Source organism: Streptomyces sp. NPDC059009, assembly GCF_042740175.1.
Classification (GTDB): Bacteria; Actinomycetota; Actinomycetes; order Streptomycetales; family Streptomycetaceae; genus Streptomyces.
Window position 1 is genome coordinate 37,193 of the sequence record NZ_JBHYJB010000011.1, and the last position, 17,967, is coordinate 55,159.

General features: G+C 68.9%; 18 protein-coding genes. 8 read left to right on the top strand and 10 right to left on the bottom strand.

All coding sequences use genetic code 11. The annotated features are described in order from the left end of the window. Positions 1 to 27 precede the first annotated feature (27 nt). Positions 28 to 789: a GAF and ANTAR domain-containing protein gene (locus tag ACFWYM_RS13400; protein WP_384834793.1), complete on the bottom strand. Its 762-nt coding sequence runs from the start codon at positions 787 to 789 to the stop codon at positions 28 to 30. Positions 790 to 1,300: 511 nt separating this feature from the next. On the opposite strand from ACFWYM_RS13400, the gene ACFWYM_RS13405 reads away from it, so the two are divergent. Further along, positions 1,301 to 2,041: a GAF and ANTAR domain-containing protein gene (locus ACFWYM_RS13405; protein ID WP_384834796.1), complete on the top strand. Its 741-nt coding sequence runs from the start codon at positions 1,301 to 1,303 to the stop codon at positions 2,039 to 2,041. A 46-nt stretch (positions 2,042 to 2,087) separates the two neighbouring features. Continuing rightward, positions 2,088 to 2,795: a GAF and ANTAR domain-containing protein gene (locus tag ACFWYM_RS13410; protein WP_384834799.1), complete on the top strand. Its 708-nt coding sequence runs from the start codon at positions 2,088 to 2,090 to the stop codon at positions 2,793 to 2,795. A 720-nt stretch (positions 2,796 to 3,515) separates the two neighbouring features. On the opposite strand, the gene ACFWYM_RS13415 is transcribed toward ACFWYM_RS13410, so the two are convergent. Genes ACFWYM_RS13415 through ACFWYM_RS13430 form a run of 4 tightly spaced genes read right to left on the bottom strand, consistent with a single transcriptional unit; the run spans position 3,516 to position 6,022 of the window. After that, a complete protein-coding gene (locus tag ACFWYM_RS13415; RefSeq protein ID WP_384834802.1) occupies positions 3,516 to 4,058 on the bottom strand; it encodes an NUDIX hydrolase in 543 nt (180 codons plus the stop codon). Positions 4,059 to 4,071: 13 nt separating this feature from the next. Next, positions 4,072 to 5,196 (bottom strand): adenosylhomocysteinase, encoded by a 1,125-nt coding sequence (locus ACFWYM_RS13420; protein ID WP_384834805.1) that lies wholly within the window; start codon positions 5,194 to 5,196, stop codon positions 4,072 to 4,074. Then, positions 5,106 to 5,612 (bottom strand): hypothetical protein, encoded by a 507-nt coding sequence (locus ACFWYM_RS13425; RefSeq protein WP_384834808.1) that lies wholly within the window; start codon positions 5,610 to 5,612, stop codon positions 5,106 to 5,108. The genes ACFWYM_RS13420 and ACFWYM_RS13425 overlap by 91 nt, the downstream gene beginning before the upstream one ends. After that, entirely contained in the window at positions 5,612 to 6,022 is a 411-nt protein-coding gene (locus ACFWYM_RS13430) for a hypothetical protein (RefSeq protein ID WP_384834811.1), read from the bottom strand. Before ACFWYM_RS13430 ends, ACFWYM_RS13425 begins: the two co-directional genes overlap by 1 nt. 119 nt (positions 6,023 to 6,141) lie before the next feature. Between ACFWYM_RS13430 and ACFWYM_RS13435 the strand changes: the two genes are divergently transcribed. Genes ACFWYM_RS13435 through ACFWYM_RS13445 form a run of 3 tightly spaced genes read left to right on the top strand, consistent with a single transcriptional unit; the run spans position 6,142 to position 8,646 of the window. Then, positions 6,142 to 7,188 carry a helix-turn-helix domain-containing protein gene (locus ACFWYM_RS13435; protein ID WP_384834814.1) on the top strand — a complete coding sequence of 349 codons (1,047 nt, stop codon included), beginning with the start codon at positions 6,142 to 6,144 and terminating at the stop codon, positions 7,186 to 7,188. Beyond that, positions 7,185 to 7,874 (top strand): YdcF family protein, encoded by a 690-nt coding sequence (locus tag ACFWYM_RS13440; protein WP_384834817.1) that lies wholly within the window; start codon positions 7,185 to 7,187, stop codon positions 7,872 to 7,874. The genes ACFWYM_RS13435 and ACFWYM_RS13440 overlap by 4 nt, the downstream gene beginning before the upstream one ends. A gap of 34 nt (positions 7,875 to 7,908) precedes the next feature. Continuing rightward, positions 7,909 to 8,646 carry a WbqC family protein gene (locus ACFWYM_RS13445; protein ID WP_384834820.1) on the top strand — a complete coding sequence of 246 codons (738 nt, stop codon included), beginning with the start codon at positions 7,909 to 7,911 and terminating at the stop codon, positions 8,644 to 8,646. A 10-nt stretch (positions 8,647 to 8,656) separates the two neighbouring features. On the opposite strand, the gene ACFWYM_RS13450 is transcribed toward ACFWYM_RS13445, so the two are convergent. The 4 genes from ACFWYM_RS13450 to ACFWYM_RS13465 all read right to left on the bottom strand — a co-directional run bounded on the left by ACFWYM_RS13450 (position 8,657) and on the right by ACFWYM_RS13465 (position 13,347). Continuing rightward, entirely contained in the window at positions 8,657 to 10,354 is a 1,698-nt protein-coding gene (locus ACFWYM_RS13450) for a mobilization protein (protein ID WP_384834823.1), read from the bottom strand. A gap of 4 nt (positions 10,355 to 10,358) precedes the next feature. After that, a complete protein-coding gene (locus ACFWYM_RS13455) occupies positions 10,359 to 10,961 on the bottom strand; it encodes a plasmid mobilization protein (protein WP_384834826.1) in 603 nt (200 codons plus the stop codon). A 132-nt stretch (positions 10,962 to 11,093) separates the two neighbouring features. Further along, complete coding sequence (locus ACFWYM_RS13460) at positions 11,094 to 11,858, bottom strand: DUF2637 domain-containing protein (RefSeq protein ID WP_384834828.1); 765 nt, start codon at positions 11,856 to 11,858, stop codon at positions 11,094 to 11,096. Between the two features lie 211 nt (positions 11,859 to 12,069). Then, positions 12,070 to 13,347, bottom strand: a complete 1,278-nt coding sequence (locus ACFWYM_RS13465) for a DUF3631 domain-containing protein (protein WP_384834831.1) — start codon at positions 13,345 to 13,347, stop codon at positions 12,070 to 12,072. Between the two features lie 298 nt (positions 13,348 to 13,645). On the opposite strand from ACFWYM_RS13465, the gene ACFWYM_RS13470 reads away from it, so the two are divergent. The 3 genes from ACFWYM_RS13470 (at position 13,646) to ACFWYM_RS13480 (ending at position 16,214) form a co-directional block, all read left to right on the top strand. Next, entirely contained in the window at positions 13,646 to 14,161 is a 516-nt protein-coding gene (locus ACFWYM_RS13470) for a helix-turn-helix domain-containing protein (RefSeq protein WP_384834834.1), read from the top strand. A 131-nt stretch (positions 14,162 to 14,292) separates the two neighbouring features. After that, positions 14,293 to 14,670 (top strand): helix-turn-helix domain-containing protein, encoded by a 378-nt coding sequence (locus ACFWYM_RS13475; RefSeq protein WP_384834838.1) that lies wholly within the window; start codon positions 14,293 to 14,295, stop codon positions 14,668 to 14,670. A 26-nt stretch (positions 14,671 to 14,696) separates the two neighbouring features. After that, the gene (locus tag ACFWYM_RS13480) at positions 14,697 to 16,214 is read left to right on the top strand and encodes a LacI family DNA-binding transcriptional regulator (protein WP_384834841.1); all 1,518 of its coding nucleotides are present in this window, start codon (positions 14,697 to 14,699) and stop codon (positions 16,212 to 16,214) included. 655 nt (positions 16,215 to 16,869) lie between these two features. Here ACFWYM_RS13480 and ACFWYM_RS13485 read toward each other — a convergent pair. Further along, the gene (locus tag ACFWYM_RS13485) at positions 16,870 to 17,730 is read right to left on the bottom strand and encodes an abortive infection family protein (RefSeq protein ID WP_384544051.1); all 861 of its coding nucleotides are present in this window, start codon (positions 17,728 to 17,730) and stop codon (positions 16,870 to 16,872) included. Between the last annotated feature and the right edge of the window lie 237 nt (positions 17,731 to 17,967).

A 17,967-nucleotide genomic window follows, 5' to 3' on the forward strand; every position in this document is an offset into this window, starting at 1 on the left:
GACGCGGTGCGCGCGGTGATGCGGGCGTCAGGGGCGGTGCGGGGCGTCGGCGGGCGGTGTGGCGAACAGGTCGGTGTCCGCGGTGCCTTCGATGACTTGTGCGCACAGCAGGGTCAGTGAACTGCGGTGAGCTCGTGCGTGGGCGCGCAGTCGGGTAAAGGCGGCGTCGGGCGGGATGTCCAGGCGGGCGACGAGGACTCCCTTGGCCTGTTCGATCACGATCCGGCTGTTGAGCGCCGTGTGCAACTGGCCGACCTGCTCGGCCTGGTCACGGGCCAGGCGCTGGTGCAGGATGCCGATGGTTGCCGCATCCGCCAGGGCCTGGCCCAGACGCAGGTCGGCCGGGCACAGGGCGCCGGGGTGGGTGTGGAAGAGGTTCAGCGCCCCGATGACCTCCTCACGCAGCCGCAGCGGCAGCGCTGCTACGGCGGCGAACCCGGCGGCGAGGGCCGCCTCGGTGAAGCGCGGCCACCGTCTGGCGGCCGTGGGCCCGGCCAGGTCCACGGGACCGACACTCTCATGCCGCCGGCAGCAGTCCCGGCACGGCCCCTCGTCGAACTCCAGCTGTACCTCTTCCAGTTGGTACGCGCTGTGGGTGGAGGCGGCGACATTCACCAGCCGCCCCTGGGCGTCGACCATGATCACCCCGGCCGCTGCCACGTCAAGGAGCTCGCCCACGTGATCGGTCATGACGTGCAGAAAGTCGACCAGATGGAAGCCGTCCACCAGCGTGTCCGCCAGCTCCACAAAGGCTCGTGCCAGTCGCTCGTCCCGCTCCGGTTGCGCCACCTTGATCACCTCTCCCCGGCGGCTCGGGCCGCTCCGTGATCTACGGCGGGTGTGGAGCATGCCCTGAGACCATTCTGACTCCGCCCCTGCCGATCCGGCACGGGTATGGCGCAACACCGCTCAAAAGAACGGCCGTTGGGTTCGCGACAACGCAGGACCGGACAAGGCGCGAGGGGCTGGTGACGTATCCCCTTGCGGCTGGGAGTGCCGGGGACCGCATCGTGGTGCGGAAGCCGGAATTCCACAGGCGCCCTGCCTGGCTGCGGCGAATCGGGGTAGCGTAGGGGTGAGTCCGCGGATGCCTCCACCAACGTGCACGTACCTCTTGATGCCGGTGTTCGGCGACGACGGGTGTGAGGGGAGAGTGCGAACCTTCGCCAGCGGACATCAGCGGTCCAGTGCGGCCGATGATTCTCACTCTGCTCGGCGGGCTGTCGCCTGACTCTGCGAGCAGCCGTCGGCCTCGGCCGCCTTGCGGAGTGTCCTATCAGGGAAGAGCGGTGCAACCGCCATGCCTGAAGTGCCGCGCGAGGAGCGGCTTGCGTCCGCGTTCGTCGAACTCGCCGACACTCTGGTGCGCGACTTCGACGTGATCGGATTCCTGCACACTCTGACCGACCACTGTGTGGATCTGCTGGATGTGGCGGCGGCCGGCGTGCTGCTGGGCATCCCGCAGGGCCGTGTGGTGGAGGCCGCCGCCTCCGACGTACGCACCCGTGCGCTGGAGCTGGACGGCGTCGAATGGGACGAGGGCCCCTGTCGCGACTGCTTCCACACCCGCGCCCCCATCGCCGATGTACGCCTGGACACCGCGGCTGCCCGCACCAGGTGGCCCCACTTCACGCCACGCGCCCTGGAGTTGGGCTTCACCTCGGTGGTGGCAGCCCCGCTGCGCTGGCAGGAGCAGGTGATCGGCGCACTCAACCTGTTCCGCGACCGGCCCGGCCCCCTGGCTGCCGGCCAGCTGCGCCTGGCCCAGGCACTGGCGGACACCGCCACCATCGCCATCCTCCAACAGCGAACGGTCCATGAGCAGATGACTGTCATCGCACAGCTCCAGTACGCGCTGGACTCCCGGGTCATCATCGAACAGGCCAAGGGCTACCTCGCCCACCGCCACCACTCAAGCGTGGACGACGCCTTCACCCGGATGCGCAGCCATGCCCGCAACCACGGGGCCAAGCTCACCGATGTGGCCCGCCAGGTCCTCAACGGCACCGCCGGAGCCGACCTACTGGACCCCGAGGCATGACGTCGTTGTCAGGCCCAGTCCGGGAGAGTTCGGGGACGGGAGAGCCATGCGGTATCCGATCGAGGCTTCGCTGCTGCGCGCCTTGGACGCGCATCACGGTCCGGGGCTGCCCGCCCTGCCACTTCAGGACGCCGGCCGGGAACTCGGACTGGACGGGCTTGCCTTCCTCCTGGCGCCTGGCGGCAGGTCGGGTGAGCTCGTGCAAGCCTTCGGCGAGCACACCGCGCCCCTGGAGGACCTGCAGCTGACCCAAGGCCAAGGCCCCAGCCCTGAGGCGGCCAGTAGCGGTGTCATGGTTCTCGTCACCGACGTGGCCGCCCTCGATCCCACCCGCTGGCCCGGCCTGCCCGGCCCGCTCCTGGACTTAGGTATCCATGCGGTGTTCGCCTTTCCCCTGCGCATCGGGATCATCGCGATCGGCGTCCTGACCGGCCACCGCACCACTCGCGGACCCATGACCACCGACCAGCTCACCTCCGCGCTGATCCTGGCCGACCTGCTCGCCCAGTACCTCATCCACCGCGCCGCCGATCCCGGCGACGCGAGCCGACTCCTGAACGGCACCAGCCTGCACTTCGCCGAGGTCCACCAGGCCACCGGCCTGCTCGCCGCCCAGCTCGGCATCGACTGCGCCCACGCCCTGGCCCGGCTGCGTGGCCACGCCTTCCGCCACGAGCAACCCCTGCTCACCATCGCCCGCCAGGCGCTGGCATACCGGCTGCACCTGGACGCCGATGACGCCAAGGGCAGCTGAGGCGAAGCCCTACCAGGCTTGCCTGGCGGGGACTATCGTGGGGCTGTGCGGCCCTGGTCCCGGTCGACCCACTGCCTCCCGAACGCCTGCCGGACTCTGGCTTCGCAGCCCGCCGTACCGGTTGAGGCACACCACTTGACAACCCATGCGGTGAGCACCCGCCGTGCCCAGCATGCCGGGCACGGCATAGACGAAACAGCAACGGGTAGTTGAACTCCCAAGCAGCTCCTGCCCGTTGTGTGACGGGCCGCCGCCGGAGGCATGGGCCAACGTCGGCGGCGGCCACGAGCGCGAGAACCGCGGCTCCCCTCCATGCGGTCCTCGCACCCACCGTCCTCACCGGCACCCGGGGTGCGCGGGAGTTCACCCCGGCTGGAACAAGCCAGGAGGACGAAGGGCCGGAACCGCCGTGAGTCGGCGCATGCGCGGCTCCGGCCGCCCACACGGTCACATTGGAGCTGAGGCCCGGGTCCGGGGGCCGGAGCAATGGGAGACGGGGTCGGCCGACATCTGCAAACGGCCGTCCTGAGTTCTCCGCTACCTCGCATGGTAGAACCAGCAGGGCAAGACGCAACAGCCCAGAATCCGGCTGCGGACTGCCACCGGCAGTCCGCATGTTCGGCTCCTCGGCGATGGAGCCGGCGTCTGCCCAACGGACCTGGGCATGCTTGTGAGGCTCGCGGTTCTCGGGCTCGCCTGTCCACGCACGGGCAGCGAACGTCAACGCAAGGCGCGCAGCACCCGGCCCCTCAGCGCCACATCGGCGATGGTGTCTGCGTCGCGCCAGGTTGCTGCGGTGACTTCCTCGGTCTGCAGCTCGATGACGTCGGCGGACGTACGGAAGAGGAAGCGGAAGTCGAAGTGGCGGTGTTCGGGCTCTTCCTTGGCCGGGTTGGCGGGGATGTGGTGGGCGTCGATGTGGATCGGCCTGTGGTCGGCAGGGGTGACCACACAAGTGGGAATGCCCGTCTCCTCGGTCAGTTCCCTCTGCGCGGCACTACTGAGGGTGTCGTCATGGGCCTCCAGGTGGCCGCCCGGCAGTAGCCAGCACTGCAGCGCGAGGTGGCGGATGTGCAGGATGCGTCCATCAGGGTCGGCCAGGATTGCGCCGGCCGTGACGTGGCCGCGGAACTCCTTGCGTGAGGTGAGGTCGGCCTCGGCGTCGAGGAGTTCCACGAGCGAGGCGAGGGGCACCTTCTCCTCGGGGTGGGCATCGAGGTAGTCGTCGAGCGTGGTGCGGATGTGGGCTGCGGTGATGGGCACGGGGCGGGGTCTCCTAGCGGTTGAAGTAGTCGAGCCAGGTGGCGGCGATGGTGGCGCGGTCGGTGGGCGGGAGTTCGTGGAGTCCGGGGTCGAGGCCGCCGCGGGTGAGGGCGGTGGAGGCGGCGAGTATCTCGGCCTGGACGAGGAAGATGAACGGTCCCACGCTGGCGCCGTGCAGGAAGTTGACGGCGTTGCCGCCGTTGAGGAGATAGAAGTAGTGGCCGGTGGTGAGGTAGCGGGTGACGTGGTCGCCGATGCCGGCTCGCTCGTACACGTCGGGCAGTCCGGCGAGTTCGAGTTCGTCCTCGCTGCTGGTGACGGTGGCGACGTACGCCCCGTTGCGCAGTCGGGCGAAGTCCTCGCCGCGCAGAGACAGTGATCCGGTGGCGCACAGTACAAGGCCGGCGTCCTCGAGTCCGCTCGCGCGGTCACGGGCGACGGTGAATCCTTGGGAGAGCGCCTGTGTGCGGCGTACCGGGTCGATGTCGTAGACGGTGACGCGGATGCCCTTGGCGTGCAGCAGGCGGGCGATGGAGCTGCCCAGCTTGCCGAAGCCGATCACGAGGGCGGTGCGGCCGTGCAGGATGTCGCCGCGTCCGCGCATCAGCGCCTCGGTGGAGAAGACGACGGACTGGCCGACGAGGAAGTCTTCGGGGTCTTTGAGTGGCGATCGGGCCACAGAGATGACGGGGCAGGGGAGTTTGTCGTGGTCGGCGTAGCGGCGGTGGCCGTTCTCGGTGTCCTCGACGACGCCGAGGATCTGGCCGGAGAAGCGGTCGCACAGCGCGTCGAGCGCAGGGGCGAAGTAGCCGCCGACGTCGAGGAGGACGACCTGGCGGCCGGCGGCACGCTCCTCGAAGTAGCGCAGAGCTCGGTCCGGATCGGCGAACAGGTCGCGGGTCAGTTTGTCGCAGGCGTAGCCGTCGGCCTCGACCTGGCGCAGCGCCTGGTCGTGTACGGACTTGGGCTTGGGGAGCACGGCGCGCAGTTCGGTGACGGCGCCCACTCCTCGTACGAAGGCGGGCCGTTCGGGCAGCAGGTGGGTGATCAGGAATGCTGCAGGGCGCTCGGCCGGGGTGAAGCGGGAGGCGATGCGACTGAAGTAGGCGTCAAGGCGGGCGCGTTCGAAGGTTTCCATAACGGCCTCTCTTCGGGTGTGGGGGAGGTGGGCTGGTGCTGGTGGAGGGCATGACGGAGCTTCTCGGGGTCGGTGAGGGTGTCGTCGTCGGGCAGTTCGCACCAGCCGCCGAAGTACTCGTGGGCGCGGTACGGGTTTGGGGCGACCAGCCAGGAGCCGTGGGAGAGCAGTCGTACGGGCAGGTCCTGCCAGGTGCCGGTGGTGCCGGAGGGGATGGCGAAGTACAGACGGGCGCTGGGCTGGTCGTACAGCACAGGGCCAAGGGCTTGTCCGGTCGTACGCAGGATGGCCAGGGCCCAGAAGCCGGGCTCTGCGGGCACGCGGAGGAGGTCCCAGCCGCTGCCGGCCGCCAGAAAGCGCAGGCCAGGGAGGTCGTCGATGAGCGGCGCCCGACGAAGGGCCTCGCGCAGGTGCATCACGCACCGCCCTCTGCTGATCTGCCGGCTCCGGCAGGCGTATGGGCCCGCCTCGACTGTGGGGGCCGGATCATCATGAGGCGGACGTCGAGGTCGGCTATCTGTCGCTCACGCTCCACGGCGACGTGCTTGGGCCCGAGGTGACTGCGGGCGGGGATGACGAGCCCGTACGTATCCGGCAGGGCTAGGACGTCGAGCGCCCCCATGAAGGCCGGCGCGCGGATGTCGCGGGCCAAGATGTCGGCCTCGGTGAATACGCCACACAAGGTCAGCTCGTGCTGGATGCAGTACAGCGCCAGGGATTCGGCGAGGGCCTGGCGGCGTGCAGGCCCGCCTCGGCCGTGTCGCAGATAGCCGTAGACGTTCGGGCCGTGGACCGATCGGTGTTCGGTGAGGGGTTCGGATGCCATGCCAGCAGCGTCGTGGTGACAGAACGGCCTTGAAATGACTGCCTGTTGCACTTCCGTTGCACTTTCCGCTCCGGCTGCTCACTGTGCGTGCTTCCATACGAGGCGGAGGGAGGCAGCCCGTGGTCAGCGTGCAGCAGTGGACCGGCCGAGAGGCGAGCGCCCTGCGTGCCGCCCTGCGCATGAGCATGCGGGCCTTCGCCGAACACCTCGGGGTGGCCCTGCGCACCGTGGCCAAATGGGAGGACCTCGGCGAGACCACTCAGCCGCGCCCGGACACCCAGGCCATCTTGGACACCGCCCTTGCCCGCGCCGATACGCACTCGCAGGCTCGCTTCGAGCGTCTGGTCTTCGGGGGCAGTCAGGCCGGCGAGCGAGCAGCGGACTACGAGACGTGGACCGAGGACATCGACCGCACCATCGTCAGCCTCAGCCGCCAGAACTTCACCTTCGCCGCCAGCCTGCTCAACCGCTGGCTCGGCGCCCACAACCCGCGCACGCTTGATCCCAAGGGGCAGTATCTGTACGGGCGTTCACTGGCCCTGCGCGGTGACCTTCAGCGCGATCAGGGTGCAATCCTGGGCCCGCTCTCCGCTCGGCAGTCGTATGCCGCTGCTCGCGGGCTGTTCGCCGAGCTCGACATCCCGCGCCGCGTTGCCCAGATTGAACTCTCCCTCGCTGTCGTCAACGAGATGGCCGGCCAGCTCGACCACTCCGCCCGCCAGTACGAACAGCTGGCGACCGACGAACGCCTCAGCCGTCGCGACCGAGCCCGTGCCCGCCTCTGGGTCGGCACCGCGCTCAGCAAGGAGGGCAACCATGCCTACGCCACCACCGCCATGGCGACCGCCACCCGCGAGTTCGAAGACCTCGGCGAACCCGAGGACTGGTCGGTCGCCCACCAGAAACTTGCCCTCGCCCACCGCGGTGCCGGCGACCTGACCCAGGCACTGCACTACATCGACATCGCCCGGCAGAGCGGCACCGTCGACTCCCCGATGCAACGCGTGCGCCTGGACACCGCGCACGGGCACATCCTTCTGTCCGACCCGGCAACCCGGAATGATGGGCTGTCCGTCCTCGACCAAGCAGCACAGGTGGCACTGCAATACGGCCTGAGCCACCAGCTGCGCAGCATCGAGGGCATCAGAAAGGGTCAGCAAGGATGAGCCAGGGAGTCGCAGTGCCGGACCGCGAGCAGCGCACCATCACCGACGAGCAGTTCCACGACGCCGAACTCATCTGGAACTACCACCAGATGGGCCACGAACCCCGCCCCTGCTCGGCGGCGATCGGCCTGGGCAGCCACGACCTCGGCGTCGCCACCGCCTCCGCCGACCTCTACCGCGCCGGCCTCTTCCCGATCCTGGTCTTCAGCGGCGGCAACAGCCCCACCACCCGCGCCCGCTTCCCGCGCGGCGAAGCGGTCCACTATCGCGAGCACGCCCTGTCCCTCGGCGTCCCAGACGAAGCGATCCTCGTCGAGTCCAACGCCGGCAACACCGGCCAGAACATCACCCTCTCCCGCGACCTGCTCCAGCAGGCCGGCATCCAGGTCGACTCCCTGATGCTGATCTCCAAGCCGTACATGGAGCGCCGCTCGTACGCGACCTGCCGCAAGCTGTGGCCCGAGGCCGAGGTCATCTGTGCCTCCGAGCCGCTCGAACTGGACGACTACATCAAGTCGATCGGCGACGAGAAGCTCGTCGTCGACATGCTCGTCGGCGACCTGCAGCGGGTGATCGAGTACCCCAAGCTCGGGTTCGCCGTCGAGCAGGACGTACCGGAGGACGTACATGCCGCTTATGAGCGCCTCCTGCACTCCGGCTTCGACAGCCGCCTCATCAGCCCCTGACCCTGCGATACCCGCGACGGCCCAGCTGGGGCGGGTGTGCGCGATCCACCAGCCGAACCTGTTCCCGCGCCTGTCCACTCTGGCCAAGCTGTACGCGGCCGACGTGTGGATCGTCCTGGACGACGTCCAGTTCACCCGCCGCGACTATCAGCACCGCACACGCCTGGCAGCCCTGAACGACCCGGCCCGGCGGCAGTGGCTCTCCCTGGCCACGCATCTGCCGCAGGGCCGGGCGACCTTGATCCGAGATGCCCGCCTGGCCGATCCGGAAGGCTGCCGTCGCCGGATGGCCGGGCTGATCCGGCAGTACTACGGCCGCAGCCATCACTGGCCGTCGATCCAGGAGATGGTGGACCCGGTGCTGGCCGGCTTCGCCACAACCGACCGCCTCGCCGACATCACCGAGACCTCCGTCCGCACCCTGCTCGGCGTCCTCGGGTGGCGAGGCAGGATCCTGCGCAGCAGTTCGCTGCCCTCCCGCAATGGGCGCTCGACCCGCCTGGCCGACCTGGCCCTGTTCACCGGCAGCACCGCCTATCTCTGCGGCACGGGCGGCATGCGCTACCTCGATCCGATGCCCTTCCAGGAGCAGGGGATCGAGGTCGTCTCTTTCCACACCCCTGTGGATACGGAGACGGAGATCTGGCGAGGCGCGCGCAAGGTCAGTGCGCTGCGGGCGCTGGCCCACGTCGGGCCGGAGACGCTGGCGGATGGCATGCGCGCACCCTTCAATCTCGGGACACGGGTCGTCGTCCCTTCTCAGGACACGTAGGGACGCTGGATCAGCGGCGCCGTGTTGGTGGTGCCTGCGGCGGAGCGGCTACGACGGGATGGATCGGGACAGCGGCGCGCTGGGCGGCGTTGCGAGCCTTGGCTGCCTGTGCACGAGGACCGGGGGCATGACGCTCGCCGAGGCGGCGGATACGCCAGGTCAGTGCGCGGGCAGGGCTGTTCGCGTCGTCCAGTGTGCGCTGGCCGATCGCTTGGTCGAGGACAGTGGTGGCGTTGTGTCCGGCGGCCTCTGCTTCGGCGAGCACGGCGGCGAGCGCATCCCAGGCCGCGTCGTTGAGGATGCGCTCGGCGTGCTCGGGAACTGCTTGCTGGATGTGACGGGCGAAGCGCTGCTTCATCTGAACGCTGGGTGCGCGTTGCGCGAGGCCGGCCAGGACTGGCTCGGCGACCTGCGCGTACGCGATCTGCAGGTGGATGAGGGCCTGTTCGGCCGCTGCTTCTTGCTGGGCGTGCTGGTGGGTGCGGTGCCAGTGCATGGCGAAGGCCACCGCTGTGAGCACGGAGTCCAGCAGCATCGCGAGACCGGACCCGTCGCGATCCGAGGGCTGCTCGCGCCAGATCGCCCGGACGCTGCGGCGGAGAGCACGGGCGCTGTCGAGGTCGGCTGCGATACGGGAGCGGGTGGCACGCTCGAACGCGACGGCAGCCTTCTCGAGTTCGGCCCTCACGGTGGCCGGCGCGGCGATCGGAAGCAGATCCAGCATCGCACCGAGAGCGACCAACTGCCCCTGGGCGGTCTGGTCGTCACCGCTGGAGAGGTGGTGGGGGATGCGGTCGGTGGCTGCGGTGGCCTGGTGCCAGGGGTCACCCTGCCGGACCGCGGTCGGTTCCGGGCTTGTGGTGGCGAGGCTCTTGCGGATCTTGGGCAGGGACAGGTCGGGAGCCAGGGTGGAGCCCGCGTAGAACACCGGCTCGCCCTTGTCGTTGGTGTCGTCGGGCAGGGCGAAGTTGCAGCCGAGTGCGTCGCCTGAGGGTCCGAGCTTGAGGCGTACGGTCACGCCGGTGGCCTCCAGTAGGGCGAAGAACTCGGTCTCGTCGGATGCCGCGGCGACGGCGCGGCGAACCCGCAGGCGCAGGACATCGCGGGTGGCGGCGTCCTGGCCCAGGCGTTTGGCCTTGAAGTGCTCCTTGCTGGTGGGGCGTTTGGCGCCGGTTCCGTCGCCCTGCTTCAACCGCCTGAGCCCGTAGTCGATTTCGATCTTGCGGGCCTCGCGTTGGACGGCGCGCTGGTCGTAGCCGCGTTCGGGGCGGCGCCCGTCCTGGCGGACGAGGGTGGCGGCGATGTGGATGTGGTCATCGGCGTGACGGACGGCTACCCAACGGCAGGCTTCGTTGTCCCCGTCTGGGGCGATACCGGCGGCGGCCACGATGCGGCGGGCGATGTCAGCCCACTGGGCGTCGGTGAGGATCGGGTCCTCGGGCGCGGCGCGGACGGGGCAGTGCCACACGGTGTCCTTGGGCGCCTTGTCGCCCAGCATCTTCACGGGCTGGTCGAGCTGGGCGACGAGTTGGGCCATCACTTCCTTCGGATCGCGCTGGGGGCTGCGGCCGGGGTCGGGGGCGAAGTCGTTCCAGGACGCCACGAGGTGCGGGTCGATGTGTTCGTTGGCGCGGCCCTTGCCGTAGAGGTAGCCGATCGTGCGGCGCGTGGCGTTCGGGCCCGAGCTGAGGATGATCTTGGGTATCACCCGCTCACCGCCCCTCAGTGACCTGGGCGATGGCCGTGTCCAGTTCGGTGACGGTCGCCTCGACGCGGTCTAGAAGTCGTTGGACGGTGTCGGGGTGGGGCCAGGCACCGTCCTTGTGGAGGTGGTGGGTGAGCTGGTTGAGGTTGCTGCCGATCATGCCGAGCTGCCCGTTGGCGGCCATGAGCGCCTTGATCATGGCGCGGTAGTCGGCGACGGCTGCGGTGGGGTCGTCGGAGCGGGCGGCGGCGAGCGAGCACTCGGCCACATAGCCACCAAGCGCCATCTTGCTCAGAGCGGCAGCGTTCTTGACGAGAGCGAACTCGGCGTCGTTGTAGCGGGGATGGACGCGGCGCTCGCGCAGTTGCTTGTCACGCAGGCGGCGACGCGGCGCAGGCTGCTTCGGCGCGCTTGGCGACGGCTCGGCTTCTCCTGTTTCGGTCGGCTCCCCTGGGCCGGCCGACCCCGGTGCCGCCCCGGCGCCGGATGCCTCCGCCCCCTGCGGGGTGGGGGCCGGGTAAGGACTCCTTACCCGACAACTTGCTGCGCTGTTGAGGTCGATGGTCATCTCCTGCTGGCGGGTGGGGAGTTCGTCGTGCGGGTCGTGCATGGGATGGATCTCCAAGGAGTGCTGGGGTGTCGGGTATTTCGCTGTGCTGGGCCTGTGTCCCCCGTGCACGGTGCACAGGGGGGACACAGAGCGAGGCCGGTGGGAGAGGGGCGGCCGACGTGGAGGCAGGGCTCAGGCGGCAGTGCTGGCGGCGACCGTGTCGAGTTCCTTCGGCTGCTGGGAGGCGACAGCGTCGAGTTCGGCCTGCAGGGTGTCCTTGAGCTTGTCCGCCTCCGTCCTGCCGATGGTCAAGTCCTTGCTCCGGAAGGTGGCTTCGATGTGGCGACGCGAGGCGCGACCCTTGCGTCCCAGTGGCGCGGTGCGAGCCAGCGCGAGCCGTTCGGGAGCGATCTCGCGGGGCTCGTGATCCTGCGGGCCGGAAGAGGGCTCAGGGGTCTTAGCCACGTCTGTGGTGTCCGAAGCCACATCGGCAGAGTCTCGCGCCACATTGGCAGGGCTGTGGGAAGTGGGGTGGTGGTGGACGACGATGTAGAGGTGGACGGCGCCGGCCAGAGCGAGTGGGGCGATGGCGGACAGGCCGCCGACGGTGATGTCGTCGAGACGGAGCCCATTGCCTTGTGGGGCCTGCTGGTTGAGGCGGAGGGCGTGTACGGCATTGGCCCAGATGCTCGTCACGGTGGCCGCGCCGACGAGCAGCCAGACGTACAGGCGGGAGTACCAGGGTGCGGTGCGCAGCATGAGCAGGGCGCCGACGCCGACGGCGATGAACCCGTCGATCACGAGTGGGAAGACGTAGGTGAGCGGCCCCCGGATGTGGATGGCGGCGGCCATCTGGCGCAGAGCGTCGTAGGAGAGGGCGAAGGCGAATACGGCGAGCAGTGCGATGCCGAGGCGGATCAGGTCGGTGCCGCGCAGGGCGGCGATGCGTGCGAACAAGCGGGGATGCTCCTGGTGGGCTTGGGTGGCGGCCGCGGTGCAGGGGAGGGCAGGGCGTGGCCGCCGTGAGGTGCGATGTCTCGTACCACTCGTTGCGTGCCTGGTCAGAGCAGGTACGGGTGGCGTGGTGATGTCGACTCGACTCGTTGCAGCACTCCCACTCGTCCCCGCGCTGACCTGCGCCGGGACGAGTGATGCGAGTGGAGTCGAGTCAGGCTGCGGTGCCGGGCAGCGGCCCGTCGGATGACGAGGTGGGCTCGTCGGCCGACTGGGGGTCCGGGCAGTAGCGCGCCCAGGTGTCGAGGAATTGGTTGCGTGCGAAGCCCTTGGCCTGGGTGCCGTCGGGGAAGCGGCGGTTGGCCGAGCCGATCCCGTAGGGCTTTAGGAGCAGCTGCAGGCCGCGCGGGGTCAGGCCGTTGGCGCCGTACTCCGCCCACGGCGCTTCCCTGTCCGCGTTCAGCGACTCCAGCAGGTGCTTGGTGCTCAGCACGGCCGGGTCGCCGACGGCGGTGAAGGCGCGGCGGATGCCGACCAGGAGGCGGGTGCGCAGGCCGCCCTCCTCGTCCTGGCCGGCCTCGTAGTCGGTCATGGCGCGACAGGCCGCACGGGCCAGCACCGGCCAGTCGCCTCCGGCGAGGTCGGCGATGATGACCAGCGGCTCCCAGGTGTCCGCCGCGCGGTCCTCGACCGGCATCGGCGGCTCCATCTCCATGGCCTGCTCGTAGAGCGGCTGGAGCCAGGCGTGGAGGCGGTCGCGGATCGCGTTCAGGGCGGGGGTGTCCCGGCCGGTGCGGAAGGACGCCACCTTCTCGCCCGCCGCACGGCGCCGCATCCGGATGACCACCGCCCGGTCCTGGATCGTGTCGGGCAGGTCGCCGATCCCGGCGAGTGCGGCCATGGCGAAGGTGGGGAACTCCTGCACCTGGTGCTCGGGCCCGGACACCCGCAGCGTCGGCCGGCCACGCTGGTGCCCGGCGTTGATCAGGCCGCGCACCTCCTCGTTCTTCTCCGCGGCCTTGGTGGTGCCGAACATCGTGTCGGCCTCGTCGACCAGCAGGGTCGGCGGGTCATCCCCGTCGATCGACCGGAAGATCGCAGCAGCGCTGGCATTGACCGTGATCAGCCGGTTGTGCACCGTCTCGGTCACGACATCCAGCAGCCGGGACTTACCGCACCGCTTCTCCGGCGCGACGATCGCCAGACGCGGCGCGTGCTGCCACGCCCGCTGCAGATGCGTCGCCGCAGTCCACAACGTCACCGCGGTGACGGCCTCCTCGCTGGGCATCGCCACGTACCGCTTGAGCTGCACCCGCAGGTCGGCCAGGATCTGCGCGCCTTCGGTGAGCGGTGGCGCCGAGGTGGCGTCGTCGCGGTCCTCCTCTGGCGGCGGCGCAGCGGAGGCAGCCGGTTGGCCGGGCACGGCAACCGGAGGCCACGACGTGCCGGTGCCGTCGGGAAGGGATGGCGTAGTCGGCTGGGCATCGGTCATACTGGGCATCAGCTCCTCTGCTTGCGGGCCATATGGGACGGCAATCCCGGTCTCCGCAGGTTGATCGCTAGGGATGGCGGTTGTGAGGTTTGCGCTTGAGCCCCCTGGTGCCACTGGCATCGGGGGGCTTTTTCTATGGCGGTGCGGGATGGTGCGACTCCTTGGCTATGCGGGGGGTCGTATAACCATGCCACACGATTGCGGTTCGCAGCAAGTTGCTGCGAGCCGCAGAATGTGTGCTACTGTTTTAGGGTCGCTGCAGATCGCAGTGGCTCCCTACCGAAGGAAGGGGGTGGGTATGGCAGAGGAAGACGCCCCGCAGGGGGTCCTGCTCAGTGGCGAGGACAACGTCGCGGTGCGCATCAAGCTGGAGCGTGAGGCGCGCGGCTGGAGCACCAACGCCCTGTCCGACCGCCTGAACGAGGCCGGCTTCGAGATGAATCCGTCCGCGGTCTGGCGCATCGAGAACCGCAAGCGGCGCATCAACCTTGACGAGGCCATCGGCTTCGCCGACGTCTTCGGCATTGACCTGCGCAACCTCGTCGGTCCGCCGAAGCTCGCAGTCCAGGCGCGCGCAATGGAACTCATTGATGCCGTCGTCGACACCTTGCGCGAACGCCAGCGAGCCTCCGTCGCCCACGCGAAGGCCACCGACCATCTCGACGCCTACCTTGCCGAGCATCCCGACATCCGCGAGGAAGCCGACGTGATGGTCTCCAACGCCATGGCCGCCGAGACCACCAAGTACATGCTGGAGACGTACGGGCCGCCGCCAGGCGAGCACCCCGACGCCGGCCCCGCCGGCGAGGAATAGCCCCCGGCTTCAACTCCCGTGCCGGGCCCGCAAACCCCCTGCACGGGCTTCATATCTCATCCCTAGCGATCGACCAGCGGGTCAGCGTTGCCGCGCCTACGCCCGCCACAATCCGAAGAGGACCCCACCCCTTGCGTCAACCCGCAATACCCCCTGCCCCCGTCGCGACTCAGGACACTGTGGGTGCCCTGCCGCGCCTCTACGTCCCCGAGGAAGTCGCAGCTGTCCTCGGCTGCTCTGCCTGGTGGGTCAAGGACCGCGCCCGCCGTCGACTCATCCCGTTCACGCGCGTAGGCCGTGCGTACCGCTTCACTGGCGAGCACCTCGCGGAGATCATCCGCATGAACGAGGGGCGCCCTGCCCTGCCGCAGCAACGAGCAGCGAAGGCGGCTCCTGCTGCCAAGTCCCTTGCTCCGCAGCCTCCTTCGTCACCCGCCATTCCTACGGCTCGTCTGCGCGCCCGGCCGCCACGTCGGGCCCGTCAGGGCCAGTTCGGGACCGCGGCCTAGCACGACGACGAAGAAGGGGGGATTACATGGGTTTCGGCGAGAAGCGCGGAAACTACTGGCGTGGTCGATACAAGATCGCACCCGGCAAGCACCTCACCGTCGTCGGCGAGGATGGCAAGCCGATCAAGTTCGCCACCAAGGGCGAGGCCCAGCGCGCCGCGAGCGAGGCCGAGAACAAGTACCGACGCGGCGACTGGCGCGACCCGTCACTCGGCCAGGAGACCTTCGGTGAGTACGCGAGCCGCTGGTACGCCGCCCAGGACCTGGCCGCCTCGACGATGCAGAACTACAAGCGCCACATCGAGGAGCACCTGCTCCCGGACTTCGAGGACAAGGCCCTCGCCGGCATCCTGCGCACGGACGTCGAGCTGTGGGAGAAGAAGGAGCGGGCCGTGTACGCGGCCTCGAGCGTCAAGACCTGGCGCTCGACACTCCACCTGATCTTCGAGGACGCGATCGACGAGGGCCTGCTCACGTCCAACCCGGCGGCCAGGCGGCGCGGCCGGGGCAAGCGCGCCGGCCGCTCGCGCGACCGCGGCCCGGAGAAGGTCGTCACCGACGCGCTCGGCATCCTGCTGACCGCCGAGCGCGCGGCCTTGCTGTCAGGCCGTGACGACGAGTTCGTCGCCACGCTCCTCAAGGGCTACACCGGCAAGCGCTGGGGCGAAATCGTCGGCCTGGAAACGGAGTTCGTCCGCCGAGGCGCCTTCCGCGTCGAGTGGCAGCTGTACGAGCTGGACACGGGCGAGCTGGTGCGCTGCCCGCCCAAGGACGACAGCTACCGCACCATCGACTCGATGGACTGGCTGTCGGCCCTGGTCTTCAACCACATAGCCCGTACGAAGCCGACGCCTTGCCCCTGCCACGGCAGGACGTACGTCTTCCGCGGCCAGGGCGCCGCACGCACCGGCGGCCACCAAGGCGCCAAGCTCGTGGACGTCGCCCGCCGAGCCGAGGTCTCCACCGGCACGGTCTCCAACGTCCTCAACCACCCTGACCGCGTGCGGGAGGACACCCGCATACGCGTCGAACTCGCCATCTCCGAGCTCGGATTCGTACGGGGTGGAGTGGTCTCGGAGCACGCAGCTCACTGGCGCCGCAACGGCTTCGCCACTTGGCTGTTCACCCCGGCGGTCTCCGGCTGGTACCCGAAGAAGGCACCCCAGGAGGCGCGCCCGGTACCGATCCTCGGCGAGCCCTGGCCCGGCATTCCGGCGCGAGGGCGAGGAGCAGCATCTCGCGCCGACGCCTGCTGGCTCCCGATCGCCAAGGGCCTCACACCTCACGGCCTGCGCCACACCCACCGGACGATGATGGAGGACCTCGGCACCGAGAAGGTCCTCATGGACGAACGCATGGGTCACCTCGACGGCTCGGTCTCCGCCCGCTACGCCCACGTCACCCCCGGCATGCGCAAGCGCCTCACGCTCGGCCTGACCCAGCAGTGGGAAGCGGCACTCGACGCCCGGCTCGCGATGAGCCCCACATCACCAGTGCGAGTCCTCAACGATCTCCTGCACGCACGAGCGAACTCCCTGCGATAGCTCCACGCGGTCCCCGCAGCGTCGTTGCGGGGACCGCGTGGACCTCGTCGGTCACGAGGGCGGCACCGGGGTCTGTCCCTTTTCGGGACAAGACCCTTGTCCCGAGGCGGGACAAGCGCGCTGTCCCGAAAAGGGACAGACCATCCGACGCGCGAAGGCTCCGAAGCCCCATCGCTCAGAGTCTGATCACCGTGGCAGACGGTCGCTCCCCTCTCGGAGTGAACCCCTCCAGCCTCCGAGAGGGGAGCCATCCGGGAGCCGCATCCCGAAGTCGGCTCCCAAATGGCTCCCAGATTGGCCCCCAAACGCAAATCAGGCCCGGTACTGATCTCTCAGTACCGGGCCTGACCTGCTGTTTCAGCTGTCGGGGTGGCGGGATTTGAACCCACGACCTCTTCGTCCCGAATGAGGTTCGGTCAAGATCGACACCTGCGGATCTTGTAAATGCGCAGGTCAGGACGTTGGTCTGAGGCGGTGCGACGGGGTCTCGGTTGGTCTCCGGAGGAAGATCATCTCCCAGGATTCTCCCAGCGCCGTGTGCTGCGTATGGGATTCGCACCGAGCCCCACAGCTTCAAGGCGCATTGCGGAAGCAAGTTCGCGCGACCCACTGTAGGTTCCTGCCGCTCTCGCGGTGCCAGCAGGACATGGAGAGGTTAGACCTGGGCCTTGCGCCAAGGCGCGGTGGGGTCCGACAGGGTGTCGAGAATCAATTCGCACCAGGTGACGGCAGCATTGACCGTCAGGCGGGCATGACGCACTCCAAGGCCAGATGGAGTGCTTGCCTGGCCGTGACCGCTGCCGAAACCCTGGTTGCGTAGTTCTGCGACCCCGACCGCGATGTTTACCGAGCCCGAAAGGATCTTCTTCACGGCCTTGCTGCCATCTGGCCCGTCAGGTGCCGAGCCGGCGTCGAGCTTCAGTGCCTTCTGGACCGTGCTGATCAGAGTGGGGAGCGCGGCGTTCTTGTCGACCTCGATGCTCAGCTCGCCGAGAGCGGTCTTCGCGGTCGCCTCAATGAGCTGCTTGGCCGCGCCGATGGCGCCGTGAGGATCGGTGGTCAGGTCTCTCCGGATACGCTCCAGCTCGATCGTGATGCCCGAGGCGTCGCCCAGGGTGCTCAGATCACGGACCAGCACCGGCGGATTAGACCAGGAGATCCTTCCCTCCCCATCGAGAGCGAAGCCGTCCCGCTCTAGGCGCACCCTGATGTCGTCCAACCACTTCGGTGTTCCCTGGTCGTCCGGGTTCCGGTACGCGCGGATGAAGTCCTCGAAGACCAGGAGCGCTCGCCGCACCTGGTTCGGATCAGACCAGTCGACACCCTCCGCGTAGAGCATGAACTCGGTTCGACGCTGGCCCGAGTCCTGGTACTTCAGCTCATCTGGAGGGACAGGTGCGAACCCGTGGTCCTCCCACAGGTCGGCCACAATCCGAATGGTCAGGTCGGTGGCCAGGGAGCGGAAGGCGTTGCGGGTCGCGGGGCTCACCAGGTCCCGTCGCGTGGTGACGGTCATAGTCCGAAGATAAGAGCAGACCTTGACGGCCGTCACGGCCTTTTCCCAGTGACTGCCGGAGAAGCCAGCGGCTGGCTTCCGCGTCAAACGCCTCGGTCGGATTCCAAAGGAGTGGCAGTTCGCCGCGGGCAGACAGGACAGATCTCGAAAGATCTGGTGCACGGGCGCAACCCATGTCAACGTACGACGCCCGGCTAGAAGATCCACCCACCGAGCCTACGGAGGCGCCCCTGTACC

Excerpts from the sequence above, each read along its gene's own strand:
- ACFWYM_RS13405 (WP_384834796.1), top strand. The coding sequence starts at position 1,301 with ATGCCTGAAGTGCCGCGCGAGGAGCGGCTTGCGTCCGCGTTCGTCGAA.
- ACFWYM_RS13410 (WP_384834799.1), top strand. The coding sequence starts at position 2,088 with ATGCGGTATCCGATCGAGGCTTCGCTGCTGCGCGCCTTGGACGCGCAT.
- ACFWYM_RS13420 (WP_384834805.1), bottom strand. The coding sequence starts at position 5,196 with ATGGAAACCTTCGAACGCGCCCGCCTTGACGCCTACTTCAGTCGCATC.
- ACFWYM_RS13425 (WP_384834808.1), bottom strand. The coding sequence starts at position 5,612 with ATGCACCTGCGCGAGGCCCTTCGTCGGGCGCCGCTCATCGACGACCTC.
- ACFWYM_RS13430 (WP_384834811.1), bottom strand. The coding sequence starts at position 6,022 with ATGGCATCCGAACCCCTCACCGAACACCGATCGGTCCACGGCCCGAAC.
- ACFWYM_RS13440 (WP_384834817.1), top strand. The coding sequence starts at position 7,185 with ATGAGCCAGGGAGTCGCAGTGCCGGACCGCGAGCAGCGCACCATCACC.
- ACFWYM_RS13455 (WP_384834826.1), bottom strand. The coding sequence starts at position 10,961 with ATGCACGACCCGCACGACGAACTCCCCACCCGCCAGCAGGAGATGACC.
- ACFWYM_RS13465 (WP_384834831.1), bottom strand. The coding sequence starts at position 13,347 with ATGACCGATGCCCAGCCGACTACGCCATCCCTTCCCGACGGCACCGGC.
- ACFWYM_RS13470 (WP_384834834.1), top strand. The coding sequence starts at position 13,646 with ATGGCAGAGGAAGACGCCCCGCAGGGGGTCCTGCTCAGTGGCGAGGAC.
- ACFWYM_RS13480 (WP_384834841.1), top strand. The coding sequence starts at position 14,697 with ATGGGTTTCGGCGAGAAGCGCGGAAACTACTGGCGTGGTCGATACAAG.
- ACFWYM_RS13485 (WP_384544051.1), bottom strand. The coding sequence starts at position 17,730 with ATGACCGTCACCACGCGACGGGACCTGGTGAGCCCCGCGACCCGCAAC.